We start from the raw sequence: 14,617 nt of genomic DNA, 5'->3' as shown, positions 1-14,617 counted from the left end.
CTTCGATACTCTGAAGGGGTGTCCTCTTCCCAGCAGCCCAGACGTCGGCGCTCTCACTCACGCAGGGGCCGCCAGGCTCATGCGCCCGCGCCTTTTCGTCCTTTCACGCCCGAACAGCTTGCTGCTCGGGCCGCTGCGCTTCCGGTCATTTCTTTCCCGGATCTTCCCGTCAGTGCCAGGCGCGAGGAAATCGCCCAAGCCATCCGCGAGCATCAGGTTGTCATCATTTCGGGTGAAACCGGTTCGGGCAAGACGACGCAGATCCCCAAGATTTGCTTGGAATTGGGCCGAGGAATCGCCGGGATGATCGGCCACACCCAGCCTAGGCGTATCGCCGCGCGCTCCGTCGCGGAAAGAATCGCCTCGGAACTGGGGCAAAAGGTCGGTAAACAGATCGGCGAGGTCGTTGGCTATCAGGTGCGTTTCACCGACGAGGTCGGCCCCACGACCCTCATCAAGCTGATGACGGACGGCATCCTTTTGGCGGAAATCCAGTCAGATCCGATGCTGCGCCGCTACGATACCTTGATCATTGACGAGGCCCACGAACGCAGCCTGAACATTGACTTTATCTTGGGTTACCTTGCGCGGCTGCTGCCTATGCGCCCTGATCTCAAGGTCATCATCACCTCGGCAACTATTGATTCAGATCGCTTCGCCCAACACTTTGGCTCCTGGGATGGTCCGATCGGAGAAGGTACTCTGCTCCAGGCAGCGCCGGTCATCGAGGTTTCGGGACGCACCTTCCCTGTTGAGATTCGCTACCGCCCGCTCGCCGCTGATACGCCATCGTCGTACTCCTCAACTTCCGGGAAGGATACTGACGCGCTCCTCTCCCCCACGGCCTCGGCAACTGGGGAAGAAATGCTGGCCGGCAGCGGCGTCGAGCAACTGGTTTTAGAAGACGCGGATGATCCTCTCGCTGTGGAGGGCTACGGCGCGGGAGTAGAGATCGACCTCGAGACGGCGATCTGCCACGCGGTTGATGAACTGTGCAGCGAAGGCCCTGGGGATATCTTGGTTTTCCTCCCCGGTGAGCGCGATATCCGCGATGTTGAGCAGGCCCTTCACGATCACCTCGGCAACCGTGCGCCGCGTGATATTTCGCGGTCGAAGAATCCGGCGGATATCGAGATTCTTCCCCTCTTTGCACGCCTGAGTTCCGCAGAGCAGCACCGGATTTTCGAGGCGCACTCTCACCGCCGCGTCGTCTTGGCGACGAACGTTGCTGAAACCTCGCTGACGGTTCCGGGAATCCGTTACGTCATTGATCCGGGTTTGGCGCGTATTTCGCGCTATTCCAATAAGACGAAGGTGCAGCGTCTCCCCATTGAAGAGGTCTCGCAAGCAAGCGCAAACCAGCGTTCGGGACGGTGTGGGCGCGTGGCAGATGGCATCGCAATTCGCCTATATTCCGCGGAAAACTACGCGTCGAGGCCGCCTTTCACCGAGCCTGAAATCCTGCGTACTTCGCTTGCGTCCGTCATTTTGCAGATGAGTGCTTTGGGCTTGGGCGATGTGGCTTCTTTCCCCTTCGTCGATGCTCCTGATTCGCGTGCTATTCGCGACGGCATCAATCTGCTCGTCGAAATTGGGGCACTTCGCGCCTTGGAGAATTCTTCGAGCTCGCAAAGCGGTTTTGAGCTCACGCCTATCGGCCGCGATCTTGCTCGTCTTCCTATCGACCCGCGTCTTGGGCGCATGTTGCTTGCCGGCAAGGATGCGGGCTGCGCCTCGGAAATTCTCATCATTGTCGCGGCTCTATCGATTCAAGACGTTCGCGAACGGCCTCTGGACCACCAGGAGTCTGCCGACACCGCACACGCGCGTTTCACCGATCCACACTCGGACTTCCTCACTTACCTCAACCTCTGGCGCTACCTCCACATCCAACAGCGTGACTTGTCGGGCACGGCCTTTAGGCGCATGTGCCGCGCCGAGTTCATTCACTACCTACGTTTCCGCGAGTGGCGCGACATTGCCCACCAACTACGCGATATGGCCCGCACCATCGGTATCCACACCGAGCCCCTCGGCATCCCTTCGGCCGGGGATGTTGTTGACGAGGCCTCGCGTGCGGGAATCGCCGACGCAGCCGCACGTGCCGCTGTTGCCTACACACGATCGACAAGCGCGGTTGATACGGATGACATTCACCGCTCGATTCTTGTCGGGCTTTTATCCAGCCTCGGAGCCTGGGACCCGGTGACTCGCGATTACACGGGGAGTCGCGGGACCCACTTCACGATCTGGCCGGGCTCTGGAATCACCGGTCACCCCGATTGGGTGATGACGGCCGAACTCGTCGAAACCTCACGACTTTTCGCGCGAACGGTCGCGCGGATTCGCCCCGAATGGGTCGAGCCCCTTGCCAAGGATCTCCTCACGCGCGTCTATTCCGAGCCGACCTGGAATTCCTCGCGAGGCGCAGCCTACGTCCAAGAAAAAGTCATGCTCTACGGCTTGACCTTGATCGCAGACCGTCCGGTTCTTCTTGGACGTCTGGGGGCCACTCCCCTGGGTTCAATTCGTGGCGCAATGCCCAGCGACTCACCCTTCGCAGCGGCCCTCAGCACCCCTGTCACTGCGGCCGAGCTTGCCCGTGAGATGTTCATTCGCCACGCTCTTGTTCAGGGTCAGTGGCGTGAGCGCCACGCCTTCCAGCGACGCAACGACGAGGCGATCGAGCGCGCACGCGAAACGGAGCGCAGGAGCCGCACCCACGGCCTCGTCGCCGATGAAATGGCGCTTGAGAGCTTTTTTGATGACATTCTTCCGGCGTCGATCATTTCCACCGGGCACTTCAACCGCTGGTGGAAGGATAAGAAACGCACGGATCCCAAGCTTTTGGACTACCCGCCCGAACTTCTTCTTCCCCGAGGCCTCGGCCAAAGCGGCGCGGGCTTCCCCGATCACTGGGTGCAGGGCGAGCTGCGTCTTCCCCTGTCCTACGAGTTCCACCCGGGTTCCCCGCGTGATGGAGTCTCCATGTCCATCCCGATCGAGGCCTTGGGGCGCGTGAGCGATGAGGGGACCGACTGGTTGGTGCCCGGAATGCGCGAAGAGCTCATCACCGAGGCGATCCGCGCGCTCCCCAAAGCAAAGCGTCGCTTGCTTGCTCCGGCTCCCGAGGTCGCAAAGATCGTGGCGACGTGGGTCGAGGACGTGCGTCATGGCCGCATTGACCTCAGTGCCCCTGCGCCGAAGAAAGCGCAGGCCACACAACAGCAGGCTCAAGAGGAAGACCCCGCGTCTTTGAGCGCAGCTTTGGGTCGTTTAGCTGCGTGGGGCGAGCGAACCGGTCAGGCGCGAAGCACGCGCAAGAGTGCGGGGACTGTGCAAACTCCTGCGAAGGGCTCTCCTGAATTGGCAGTTCCAAGCGACACTGCCAAAGCCGAGGCCACTTCTTCCGAGCAAGGTAGCGCACGTACTGCCGAATCGGCCTCGTTCAACGAACTATTCACGCGGGCGCTGCGAGAATTGCGCGGAGTTGACCTCAGTGATTCGGATCTGCGCGCGATGGAGGATTCTCTTCCCGATCATTTGCGGATGACTTTCGTCGTTCACGATCACGACGGCCGCGAGTTGGGCAGTGGTAAGGACCTTGGCTACCTCAAGCGCACTCTTGCTGGAGCAACCGATCGCGCCTTGCGCACCGCTGTTCGCCAAGCCTTGAGCGAGGCCCAGAAACGCTCCGCTCGGGCAGCTCAGACTCAGGGGGAGCCGCAGGCAGGCGAGGTGTCCACCGAAGCAGACGCCTCCACCACTGCTCATTCGCCTGCACCCAACGCAGACTCGAAAGCGCCCGCAGCCGTGGCCTCGGCAATGGAAAGCGGCGAACAGGAACTCTTCGCGGACAATCTTGAGGCCTTCCCCAGCGCGCCGCTTCCACAATCAGTTGAATCGCGCGCGCAGGGCTTGCTCATCCGCGCATTCCCGGCGCTTGTCCCCCAGGGGGATCGCGATAATCCGCTAGCTGGAGTACGGGTGATGGCGAATGCCTCTCAGGCGCGAAGCGAACACCGCCTCGGTATTGCGAACCTTGTCCTGCGCGCGATTCGTCTGTCCACAAAGCGCGTATCGACGCGCTGGACGGGTCGTGAGGCCCTCATGCTCACTTCCACGCCGTACCCGAGCACCGAGGCGCTCATCGCCGATGCGCAATTGGCAAGCGTGCGCGCTCTGAGTGACACCCTTGCGGGCGAGCGCGGGCTGTGGGCGATCCGCGATGCCTCGGCATTCGAGGATCTTTGCACGCGCATTCGCGACCGCCACGAGGACCAGGTCTACTCGATCATCGAAGTAGTTGTCCGCGCGATGGAATCTTGGGCACAGCTGCAAGATCGCCTCGCCGAGGCCAGCGGCCCCGCGTATGCGAGCCTGCGCGATGACGTTCAGGCGATCGCGTCCTCACTGGTTTTTGACGGTTTCATTGCCGCAACGCCGCTGGAGCGAGTGCTGAACCTTCCTCGCTACATTCAGGCGCAATCCGTGCGGCTGCGCAAGGCTCTGCGCTCACCCGCGGATGTTTCTCGCGACGAGAAATCGCGCGCGGCCTTGTCCCAGATCGACGAGGAAGTTGAGGAGTTGCGCGAGCTCATGGATACGCGTCCCTTCGAGGGGCGCCACGAGGCCGCATTCGAAGAACTCCTATGGATGCGCGAGGAATTGCGCGTGTCCCTCTTCGCTCAAGAACTTGGAACCGCACGCAAGATTTCCCCGCAGCGCATGCTCGCCGCGATCGATCGCCTTCACGAGGCCATCTAGGGGGCGGCGTGAAGCGTGAAGACGCGCAGCAGATGGCGCGCGAACTGATGAACCAGCACGGTTTGAGTGAGTGGTCTTTCCGTTTCGATCGTGCGCGCAGGCGAGCAGGTTTGTGCGTCCATTCCCGCAAAGAAATCACCCTTTCTGGGCCGCTGACCGCCCTATATGATGCGCCAACAGTTCGCGGAGTGATCCTCCACGAGATCGCCCACGCCCTTGTGGGATCCAGTCACAATCACGACGAGGTGTGGCAGGCGAAAGCCCGCGAGTTAGGTTCCCCCGATCGCGCGCGTCTTTCAGGAGGCTTGCCTGCACCTCGGCCCGCGTGGAGGGGAGTGTGTCCCGTGTGTGGGGCTTTTCGGGAGTTGTATTCCATGCCCCGCAGGGTCACTTCCTGTGGCGCATGTTCGCGCACTTTCGATCCCTCGCGGATTTTCCAGTGGTCCTTTAAGGGGCAGGCGCGTGAGCCGGGTGGGCAGTACGCTCGCCAGCTACGTGCGCTTAAGAAGCGCACGCGTTAACATATGTCCATTCACCCGATCTTTTTGATCCCATTCAAAGGACTCATCGCATGACTGCTTCCACCCCCTTCGACGACGGCGCAACTACCAATACCGGTGAGAACCGCGAAAACCTGAGCTGGCAACAGTTTGGCAATGCTTCGCGCGAACTTGCCCAGCAGATCGTCAATTCCGGGTGGATGCCCGACCTCATCGTTGCAATCGCGCGCGGCGGCCTGATTCCGGCCGGCGCGCTTTCCTATGCACTGGGTGTGAAGGCAATCGGCACCATGAACCTGGAGTTCTACACGGGTCTGGGCGAAACCTTGGATGAGCCGCAGGTTCTTCCCCCGCTGATGGATGTCTCCGCGATGGATGGCAAGAAGGTCCTTGTCGTCGATGATGTTGCTGATTCGGGTAAGACCCTCAAGAAGGTCATGGAGCTTATTGAAAAGCGCGGTTTGAGCTTGGATGGTCAGGCGCACGCAAAGGTCGAAGCACGCTCCGCGGTGATCTACAAGAAGCCGGTGTCAATCATCGATCCCGACTACGTGTGGCACTACACCGATTTGTGGATTAACTTCCCCTGGTCTGTTCTGCCTGTCGTTCAGGCACAGTAGTCGTTTGAGCTGAGGCTCTACGACACACAATGACGGGACTGCGCGCTACTCGCAGTCCCGTGATTATTTTGCCGGCCCTCAACGCCTCAGTTACAAGGCAACTAGAGAGGCGTAGTGCTCGCGCTGGTGGTGTACGACCTCAGTGCCTTGAATATCCCCATTCCGGTTGATCACCCGCAGGTTCCTGGGACCCCCAACGGTTGCAAACAGGTGCGCTGCCGCGCCGCACGCCCAACGGCTGTCTGCGTTTGAGCGTTGAACAACGGCCGGAGCAACAACCCCCGTTGAGGCAAAAGAGAAGAGTTCGTCTTCGAAGAGGATAGCCCAGTCCGAGGCGAGGATTCGCACCCCGCTTCCATCAAGGACAATGTGTTCCTTTTGCGTAATGTAGCTGAGTCCTTGCAAGAAAACCGCAAGGTTGCGGGCGAATTCCATGACAACTCGCCGGCAGACGAAGTCGCCGGTGCGTGCCATGGTGATGAGTTCTTCTATGTCACGCGGCCTGGCGTCTTTCCCTTCGTCGAGGCGTGCGCCTCTTGCACGAGCGAGAACAGCTGAGGGAATCAGCGCACCGCTGGCACATCCCATGTGTCCCAGTGAGCACACAGCATTACTCCCCGCGATGGGGAGGTGGAGGACTCGTTGGTATTTCCCCGTGGGATCTGTGATGAGCCTTCCGCCCTCGACCTCAACGAAAGCTACATTCTCTGCGATTTGAACGACGAGGAATTCATCCATCCTCCGCCCAACCCCATAGGTGATTTCGTAGGTCGCCAGGCCTTCAAGGTTTGTAATGATCGATAGAGGAAGCCGCGCATCAACGTTGATGTGTTGAAGGAGTGGGAAGTGGTCCCAGTCCAAAGCTTCCAGAACACAAGTTCGCTGACGGGTCACTCTCCCGTTGATGCTCAGGCCAATTCCCCTGATTGCCCCATATGGTTCAGCGCTTTGGACAAGTTCTTCACCCAGTCTATTAATGGTGGTGACGACTTTGTCGGAGTCAGTGGTGATCGCGCGGGAGCGTTCTTCACGCACGCGACCCGAGCGATCCATGACAACTGCATGGATTCGTCCCGGTAATAATGCGATCCCAACCGCGCATTCATCAAAGAGTTCATAGCCCGGAGGCTTCGTTTTGACCTGCGGCGGATCCGCTGTTCTTTTATGAATATCATACGGTTCCATGACGAGCCCCTTTGCAACAACGTTGTCGCACGAACACGGGCGTGCTCAGCAGAATCAGTGTATACCCGTGCTACCTATCATTGCTTGAGTTGCAACATTATTGTGGAAACCAGGCTCGCATGTATGCGTAAACGTTTGCGTTCCCATAAACAGAGCAGTCATCCCCGCGTCCCTTTAACGCACCCCTATTAGGCACATAAGGCGTGTAGTTATACATACTCGCAGTTGCTCGGTTAGCAGGAGTGATCTCCGTCGTGGTGCACTCTTGCGCTGGTGCATAGCGCGCCTCAACCCGCCGCCCTGCCTGGAATCGATAACGCTCGGGCTTAATCCGGTAGATCGCAAATTGCCGCGCCGCATAGTAGACCTGTCGTTGAAAACCCGCGTAATCGGGATCGCAGGTGCTGTTATCGGGACAGGCGTAGCCCATCGCACTGGGGTAGCTAAACCACTGGAAATCCCCGCCCGAGGCGTAAATTAAGCCCTGTTCTTTTTGGAGGGTCACCAGAAGAACCTGCGGGTTCACTCCACATGAACGCGCGGCTTGCCCAATGATCTGCGCTGCGCTTTCTTCCTCACCACCCTGGTATCCCCATGGACAGTACTCATCGCCCGCGTAGCTCTCGGTGACGACCGAGAAATCCTTTAAGCAAGGGATATCTTGATCATTCGCACGCCCCGCATGGCACCCTTCGCCTTTTTCTGCAATGAAGGCCGCGATCTGCGCGTCCGTCATCGTCTTTGAATCGTCCAGCACCTGGTCTGAAATGAAGTTTTCCGGGTCAAACCCCGTGTAGTCGAGCGGGATTCCGCGGGGCGCTTCCGACGTGGGCGTTTGTGCTGCCTCGGGTTCTGCTTGCCCGCAGCCTCCTATCCCCATTGCCGAGGCCACCGCCAGGCACGCCGTGACAAGCGCGCGCGTGCGCGTGAATCGTTTCGTCACCGATTCAAGCTCCCCACGGCATACTCGAGGATCGCGGGAGTGCACTTTTCGATGGTCGCGCGCGTGGCCTCGAAATCGGAATAATCACCGTACCAGGGGTCGGGCACATCACGACTGCCCCCGCGAGCGGACTCTCCCGCGGACTCTTCGAAATCACGGAACATGCGGATCTTCGGATCCGGGCCACCCGCAAGCCCTTCAAGCGCGCGAAGATGAGAGGAGGTCATCGCAAGGATCAGGTCCCAGCGCTTGAGTTCCCCCGCCTGAACCTGGCGAGCACGATGCGAGGGCACGCGATACCCGCCCTCACGCAGGGCACGCGCAGCCCGAGAATCGATGCCATGCCCGTGTTCTTCATCGCTGATGCCCGCGGAATCAACACAAATGTCAATCCCGCTATCGGCAGCCGCCTCGCGAAGGATTTGCTCGGCCATCACGGAGCGGCAAATGTTGCCGGTGCAGACCATCAGGACTGAGAAAGACATGGCATCATCTCTCAGGCGCAAAAGAGCGGGAGGTATGCGCGCACGGCCTCGAAAGAGTGGTATGCGGCAGTCTCACCGTTCATGTGGAAGTCCTCATCGGCGCCTTCCCCGGTCAGGTCCGAGATGGCGCGCAGACAAATCCAGTCGATGCCGTTGGACCAGCACACCTGTGCCATTCCGCAGGTTTCCATGTCGACCGCGAGCGCGTCGGGGAATCCGGCGCGAATTCGGGCAACAACCTTTTCGGAGGCAAAGGAATCGCCGGTGACGATGCGGCCCGTGCGCACGGTGTGGGGCTGCGCCTCGCCGAGCTTGGCAAGGGCGTCGATCGCACGCTGCGAGGAATGGTAGTCCACGGGCATACGCGGGATCTGGCCAAGTTCGTAGCCGAAAACGGTGGCATCGGCATCGTTGTAGATCGTGGAGATGGCGCCTGCGACGTCACCGACCTTGATTCCACCTTCGAGGCCGCCCGCGGTGCCGCCCGCGATGACGATCTTCGGGGTGGCCATGGTCAGGCCTCGTGCGACGGCTGCCGCAGCGTTTGCGATGCCCACGCCGGAGGTGATGACGAGGACGGTGCGGCCCGCAAACTGGCCAAGGGCATAGCTCTGCTGGTGGTGACCTTCCGCGCCGACGTTGAGGGTCTCGACCGCATCGTCACCGGGGAGGGGCGCAAGGGCGTCAAGGAAGGGCTGTGCTTCCATGACCATCGCACACTGAATGAAGGCGTCGACCGCGGGAAGTTCGCGCGAGGGGGTCAGGGTCAGGGACATGAGTGGCCTCTCTGGGAAAGATCGTCAGTTGTCGGTTGAAGAAAGCGGCACACGCCTCAGCACGAGGCCGCATCGTCCTGAGTGACGACAAGCCACTCGTCGCGGTGCGCGAGGAATTCGCGGACGGCGTCCTGCGCGGCGGACAGGGAGTGGTTCGCGCCCCAGCCGCACTGGACCTCGTTCGCGGCGGGAACTTCGGTTGCGTTGAGGATGTCTTCGAAGGTTGCCTGCAAGATGGGAAGGAATTCTTCGGTTTCCACGCCCAGGAGCAGCGCGTAGAAGCCAGTCTGGCAGCCCATGGGGCCGAAGTCGATGAGCTTGGTGGTGTGGTTACGCATGAGCTCTGCGCTCAGGTGTTCGATGGAGTGAACGGCAGGCATTTCCAGGTGAGCCTTGTTCGGCTGCGTGAAGCGGACATCGTACTTGATGAGGACGTCACCACCGGGGAGAGTCTTGCGGTCGGCAACGCGAACGTAGGGGGCAAGGACAGTGCGGTGGTCGAGGTTAAAGGATTCGACATTCATGCGTTCAGTCATGACATCAAGTTTATAGAGATTCGCCCAAAGTGCGCGGGGCAGTCTCGCATGGCGCAAGAGAGTTCTCTCCTGAGTACCTGGTGCCCCTCTTTTCCACTTCACGGGGCTTTTTCGGGCACAATAGAACCCATGGATCTTCAGCCGCCGATTGACGTCACCACACAGGACGAATACAGCGCAGATACGCCTACTCCCGCCGCAATCGTCGCCGGCGAGGTCCCCGCAAGTTCAGCTGCTCGCCCGCTTTCAGTTTTCGACATGTTCTCGGTCGGCATTGGTCCTTCTTCTTCGCACACGGTGGGTCCCATGCGCGCGGGCTTGGCTTTTTCGACGGAGCTGTGTGCGCTTCCAGAGTATTCGCGGCTCTCCCACGTGTGCGTCGAGCTTTTTGGTTCTCTTGGTGCCACCGGCCGAGGCCACAACACCGATCGTGCAGTTCTGCTGGGTTTGGCGGGCTATGACCCAGAAACTGTTTCTATCGATACTGTCGAGAGCGTCATTCCTTCGATCGCCTCGAGCGGGATGCTTCCTTTTGCGGGTGGGCGTGAGATTCCCTTTGATATCGAGGCGGATATTCGTTTTCTTCCGCGGAGAGTCCTGCCCTACCACGTCAATGCTTTGACGATCAGTGCTTACGGTGAGGCTTCGTCGACGGCGGGCGTTTCTCGAGGCCAAGACAGCATCGCCCCTGATGGCCAGGGTTGGGCGACGTCTTCCGAAGTAGTCGAGCATCCGGGTGAATTGTTGTTGCAGCGCACCTATTATTCGGTGGGCGGCGGCTTCGTCATGGCGCAAACGAATGACGATAGCGAGCATCCCGAGATCGCTTCGCTTGCTTCAGCGCAGGAAACGACGGGAATGTGCACTCCCGCTCCCCTCCCCTTCTCGACGGGCGCCGAGCTTTTGGAACAGTGCACGCGCTCTGGGCTCTCGGTCGCCGAGCTCGTGCGTGCCAATGAGCTTTCCGCGCGTCCCGCTGCTGCACTCACCGAATACCTCGATCACATTGCGCATACGATGTTCGGCGCGATCGACGCGGGTATCGCTTCAACGGGTATTTTGCCGGGTGGTTTGGATGTGCCCAGGCGCGCAAATGCCCTGGCAGCGCAGTTGCGTGCCCGCGCAGAGAAGGCATTTTGCTTGGAAAAGCGCCATGGCTGGGCCGGTGCTATGCAAGATCCTTTGCGTGCCATGGACTGGGTTAACCTCTACGCTCTTGCGGTGAACGAGGAGAACGCGGCGGGTCACCGCATTGTCACTGCGCCGACGAATGGCGCTGCTGGCGTGATCCCCGCTGTTCTTGGTTACCTTGTTTCTTTCTGCCCCGAGGCCGGTGCCGAGTTCCCGAATTGCTCTCCCGCGCAGATGGCTGGGATCTCTAAGCTTCCTCTGGGCGGGGAATCGGAGTGCGCACGCGCTCGCCAAGAGTGCATTCACGAGTTCTTGCTCGCGGCGACTGCGATTGGCGCTCTCATTAAGACAAATGCGTCGATTGCCGGCGCGGAGGTCGGCTGCCAGGGTGAGGTCGGTTCGGCCTCGGCAATGGCCGCTGCGGGGCTTGCACAGGCTTTGGGTGGCACTCCCGAGCAGGTGGAGAATGCTGCCGAGATCGCGATGGAGCACTCTTTGGGGCTGACCTGTGATCCGGTTGGTGGCTTGGTTCAGATCCCGTGTATTGAGCGCAATGCGATTGCTGCTGTGAAGGCGATTAATGCGGCTCGAATGGCCCTGTGGGGCGATGGCCGGCACACCGTGTCTTTGGATGTCGCGATCGAGACGATGCGTCAAACGGGAAATGACATGCTCTCGAAATATAAGGAGACCTCGGCTGGCGGTTTGGCCGTGAACGTTGTCGAGTGTTAAGTGCCGTTGTGCGTGAAGCTCAGTGCCCCACCTTGGTTTCCCAAGGTGGGGCACTGAGTGTGAACAACGTATTGTACGAGCTCTACTCGCCAGCTTCAGAAGCGTCAGTGGTCCGGTCGTTACCGCTTTCGAGGTTCTGTGCAGTGTCGCCTTCGGCTTCGAGTGCGCCACTTTCTGCCGCTGCGAGCTGCGCTGCTTCACGCTTCTTGCGGTTCTTGTGGGCGAGGAACCACAGGACTGCGGTCGTGATGAGGACGATGATAATGCCGACGACAACGGCAATCATCCAGGTCTGAACGACTGCGGGTTCAACATTGGCCGATTCTTCTGCAACCTGCGCGTCATCCATGGGGACGCGTTCACCGGTGACCAGGAGACGGTGAGTATTGATGCCGTAGGGCGTACAGGTGATCAGGGTTGCGAGGTCTTTTCCTGCGACCTTGTTCAAGGTTTCCGTTTCGTTCGGGAGAACGGTGCGGATGTCGGTGACCTTGTACTTGAGGTGGCGCCCGAGGACTTCGATGTAGAAGACATCGCCGAGTTCAACGCGGTTGAGGTGGTCGAACATAGTTGCGCTTCCCAGTCCCGAGTGGCCGGTGAGAACCGTGTGGGTTCCTTCGCCGCCAACGGGGAGCGCGGTACCGAAGAGGTGTCCGACACCCTTTTCAAGAGTGGAGGTATCAGTGCCGTGGTAGACGGGGAGGCTGATATCGGCCTTCGGGACCTTGACGGTCGCCATGACGGGGTTGACGTTCAGTTGTGAGAGGTAATCGGAATATTGGGGGGTGTTGGGCCGCTGGGATTCCAACCAGGGGTCAAGAATGGGTGCTTCGGCTGCTTGACGGTTATATTCGTCAGCTCGTGCCAGTTCGTCTTTAACGACATCTCGGCCGACGTTGGTTTGTTCGGCGCTGAATGCTTTCGCGATGCGCTGTTGTTCGACGTTGTTTTGGTAGGTCGAGATGACGGGGTAGAGAAGGACTAAGATTCCGAGGACCAGCAGGATCGGGGGGAGGATGGTGAAGAGGCGACGGCGACGTTTTGCCTTGCGAAGTCTATGCTCGCGTTCTTCCGCGGTTTCGGGTGTGTTGTCCTGAACCTGGGTGTTTGTGAGGCTGTCGTCTGCGTGGATGTCGTTCTCGCTCATGAGTCGCCTTTTGGATGGGGTGATGGGGGTTGGTGTTGATTGTATAGAAACGGGTGCGGGAAGACCTGTGGGCCTTCCCGCACCCGGCTAAATCTCAGTTAGAGATCAGGCGTTTTCCTTGCGACGCTTGTTCGCAATGGTGATGGCGCCAGCGCCAGCAACAAGTGCCGAGCCAGCTGCGATCAGCACGCCCACACCGGCAGCACCGGTGACGGGCAGGCGGAATCCACCGTTGTGAGGAGCATCCTTGACCGTGGTCTCCAGGGTGTACTGGTTGTCGGCCTTGGAGTTGGACTGGAGGATCTGGAAGGCGATCGGGCGGGTCTGGAGCTCGAAGCCTGCAGGAGCCTTGGTTTCAACGAGGCAGTACCAACCGGGGTTGTCGACCTGCTTGTTGTTCTCCCAGTCGTTGTTGCGCAGGGAGTCGATCTCCACGACGCCGTCGGCGTCGGTGGTGAAGGTGTCCTTGCCATTAACGGTGATCTTGTCACCGAGCGTTGCGTTGTTGGAAACGAAGTTGTCGGTGCCGGAGGTCAGTCCGGTGGGGGTGCACTTGTAGACCGAGAACTCGGCGTCCTTGAGCTTGGCGGTCGGATCAGCTGCGGAGACCTTGGTGATCTTGACCTTGCCGAACTTGGAGACGACCTCAGAGTGCGGGTACTCCGGGGGAGGAGTGGTGCCCGACTCCGGATCCCACGGGTTGGCCGGGGTGTTCGGGATCAGGGTGACCTTGTTGGGAACCAGGCCGTTTCCGGAGAGCGGGCCGGTGACGGTGCCCTTGAGCTTCATGACGACCTTGGTGGCGTCGGTTCCTGCTGCACGGGCGGCAGCAATCTTGTCACGGCCGGCTTCGGTGAAGACAGCGGTGATGAACTTGTAGCTGTCTGTACCAGCAGCAACGGTGCCGGTAGCGGTCTTGAGATCGTAGTCGGTGCCGGCCACAAGAGCGGTGCCGTTGGACAGCGCCAGGGTGACATCGGCGGCATCGATGGTGACGCGCTTGTCGTACTGGTCGACGACCATGTAGGTCTTCAGCTTGTCGCCAGCGGGGAGGCTGGGGATGTCGGAGTTAATGGTGTAGTTGATCTCGGAGCCAACCGCAGGAGTGGTGTCGTCCTTGACCTGCTTGTCAACGCCAGCCTTGGAGTTCTTGGGGTAGACGTGCAGATCGTAGTTCCAGACGTTCTTCTGGGTGGGGTGCGTCATCGGGACGGTGATGATGAAGGGCTTAGAGCCGATGTAGCCTGCGGGGGTCTCGGTTTCGGTGACGACGTAGGCGCCGAGGGGGAGGCTATCGAACTTGGCCTTGCCGTCGGCACCGGTGGTCTTCTCGACCGCGGCGTCAACGCCGTCAGCCTTCGCGGTGTCAACGTTGCCGTTGTAGGCCACGAGCTTTTCCCAGCCGGCCTGAGTGGTCAGGTCGACGTTGGTCAGGCGCTCGACGGTGAACTTTGCGCCAGCGAGGGGGGTGCCGGCGACGGTGGTGTCCTCAAGGCCGGTGCCTTCGGTGGTGCCGTTGGTGTCATCCTTCACCAGCTTGTGGATGGTGATGGAGCCGGTCTTGTTGACATCCAGGTCGACCAGCGAGGGGAGCTGGGGAGCGGTTGCAACGACGCCGAATGCGGATGCGGTCGGGGCTGCCGTAGCAATACCCGGAACCGCAGCAGCGCCAGCAGCAACTGCGATGACGGCGAGGAGGCTGATGCCTCGACGGGTCTTAAGAGTTGTCATTTGTGTTCTCCTGTTGTACGGGATCTTTGAACAGATCGAGTGATGGTGATTTGAACTAGTCATC

General features: G+C 60.1%; 11 protein-coding genes. 4 read left to right on the top strand and 7 right to left on the bottom strand.

The features are described from left to right. The first annotated feature begins 18 nt into the window (after nucleotides 1–18). Genes ACWNMW_RS05330 through ACWNMW_RS05320 form a run of 3 tightly spaced genes read left to right on the top strand, consistent with a single transcriptional unit; the run spans nucleotide 19 to nucleotide 5,887 of the window. Nucleotides 19–4,767 carry a DUF3418 domain-containing protein gene (locus tag ACWNMW_RS05330; protein WP_449490281.1) on the top strand — a complete coding sequence of 1,583 codons (4,749 nt, stop codon included), beginning with the start codon at nucleotides 19–21 and terminating at the stop codon, nucleotides 4,765–4,767. 8 nt (nucleotides 4,768–4,775) lie between these two features. Further along, nucleotides 4,776–5,288, top strand: coding sequence for a SprT-like domain-containing protein (locus ACWNMW_RS05325; RefSeq protein ID WP_449490280.1), 513 nt, complete (start codon nucleotides 4,776–4,778; stop codon nucleotides 5,286–5,288). A gap of 50 nt (nucleotides 5,289–5,338) precedes the next feature. After that, nucleotides 5,339–5,887 carry a phosphoribosyltransferase gene (locus tag ACWNMW_RS05320; RefSeq protein ID WP_449490279.1) on the top strand — a complete coding sequence of 183 codons (549 nt, stop codon included), beginning with the start codon at nucleotides 5,339–5,341 and terminating at the stop codon, nucleotides 5,885–5,887. Between the two features lie 90 nt (nucleotides 5,888–5,977). On the opposite strand, the gene ACWNMW_RS05315 is transcribed toward ACWNMW_RS05320, so the two are convergent. The 5 genes from ACWNMW_RS05315 to ACWNMW_RS05295 all read right to left on the bottom strand — a co-directional run bounded on the left by ACWNMW_RS05315 (nucleotide 5,978) and on the right by ACWNMW_RS05295 (nucleotide 9,812). Next, entirely contained in the window at nucleotides 5,978–7,072 is a 1,095-nt protein-coding gene (locus ACWNMW_RS05315) for an ROK family protein (protein WP_449490278.1), read from the bottom strand. A gap of 97 nt (nucleotides 7,073–7,169) precedes the next feature. Beyond that, complete coding sequence (locus tag ACWNMW_RS05310) at nucleotides 7,170–8,015, bottom strand: hypothetical protein (protein ID WP_449490277.1); 846 nt, start codon at nucleotides 8,013–8,015, stop codon at nucleotides 7,170–7,172. Beyond that, entirely contained in the window at nucleotides 8,012–8,500 is a 489-nt protein-coding gene (locus ACWNMW_RS05305; protein ID WP_449490276.1) for a low molecular weight protein-tyrosine-phosphatase, read from the bottom strand. The genes ACWNMW_RS05310 and ACWNMW_RS05305 overlap by 4 nt, the downstream gene beginning before the upstream one ends. Before the next feature lie 11 nt (nucleotides 8,501–8,511). Next, nucleotides 8,512–9,276, bottom strand: a complete 765-nt coding sequence (gene mtnN / locus ACWNMW_RS05300) for a 5'-methylthioadenosine/S-adenosylhomocysteine nucleosidase (RefSeq protein ID WP_449490275.1) — start codon at nucleotides 9,274–9,276, stop codon at nucleotides 8,512–8,514. Nucleotides 9,277–9,332: 56 nt separating this feature from the next. Further along, nucleotides 9,333–9,812: an S-ribosylhomocysteine lyase gene (locus tag ACWNMW_RS05295; protein WP_295892160.1), complete on the bottom strand. Its 480-nt coding sequence runs from the start codon at nucleotides 9,810–9,812 to the stop codon at nucleotides 9,333–9,335. A gap of 129 nt (nucleotides 9,813–9,941) precedes the next feature. On the opposite strand from ACWNMW_RS05295, the gene ACWNMW_RS05290 reads away from it, so the two are divergent. Then, nucleotides 9,942–11,675, top strand: a complete 1,734-nt coding sequence (locus ACWNMW_RS05290) for an L-serine ammonia-lyase, iron-sulfur-dependent, subunit alpha (RefSeq protein WP_449490274.1) — start codon at nucleotides 9,942–9,944, stop codon at nucleotides 11,673–11,675. 82 nt (nucleotides 11,676–11,757) lie between these two features. Here ACWNMW_RS05290 and ACWNMW_RS05285 read toward each other — a convergent pair whose 3' ends face one another. Together ACWNMW_RS05285 and ACWNMW_RS05280 are read right to left on the bottom strand one after the other, a co-directional pair. Continuing rightward, nucleotides 11,758–12,822: a class C sortase gene (locus ACWNMW_RS05285; protein WP_449490273.1), complete on the bottom strand. Its 1,065-nt coding sequence runs from the start codon at nucleotides 12,820–12,822 to the stop codon at nucleotides 11,758–11,760. 105 nt (nucleotides 12,823–12,927) lie between these two features. Then, a complete protein-coding gene (locus ACWNMW_RS05280; protein WP_449490272.1) occupies nucleotides 12,928–14,553 on the bottom strand; it encodes a SpaH/EbpB family LPXTG-anchored major pilin in 1,626 nt (541 codons plus the stop codon). Nucleotides 14,554–14,617 lie beyond the last annotated feature (64 nt).

The sequence above is a fragment of the Actinomyces sp. Marseille-QA0893 genome, from assembly GCF_976954355.1.
Note: the sequence above shows the minus strand (reverse complement) of the source record. Positions and strands in the feature narration are given on the sequence as shown.

Coding starts and splice junctions, on each gene's coding strand:
- ACWNMW_RS05320 (WP_449490279.1), top strand. CDS start 5,339: ATGACTGCTTCCACCCCCTTCGACGACGGCGCAACTACCAATACCGGT.
- ACWNMW_RS05315 (WP_449490278.1), bottom strand. CDS start 7,072: ATGGAACCGTATGATATTCATAAAAGAACAGCGGATCCGCCGCAGGTC.
- ACWNMW_RS05305 (WP_449490276.1), bottom strand. CDS start 8,500: ATGTCTTTCTCAGTCCTGATGGTCTGCACCGGCAACATTTGCCGCTCC.
- mtnN (WP_449490275.1), bottom strand. CDS start 9,276: ATGTCCCTGACCCTGACCCCCTCGCGCGAACTTCCCGCGGTCGACGCC.
- ACWNMW_RS05295 (WP_295892160.1), bottom strand. CDS start 9,812: ATGACTGAACGCATGAATGTCGAATCCTTTAACCTCGACCACCGCACT.
- ACWNMW_RS05290 (WP_449490274.1), top strand. CDS start 9,942: ATGGATCTTCAGCCGCCGATTGACGTCACCACACAGGACGAATACAGC.
- ACWNMW_RS05285 (WP_449490273.1), bottom strand. CDS start 12,822: ATGAGCGAGAACGACATCCACGCAGACGACAGCCTCACAAACACCCAG.
- ACWNMW_RS05280 (WP_449490272.1), bottom strand. CDS start 14,553: ATGACAACTCTTAAGACCCGTCGAGGCATCAGCCTCCTCGCCGTCATC.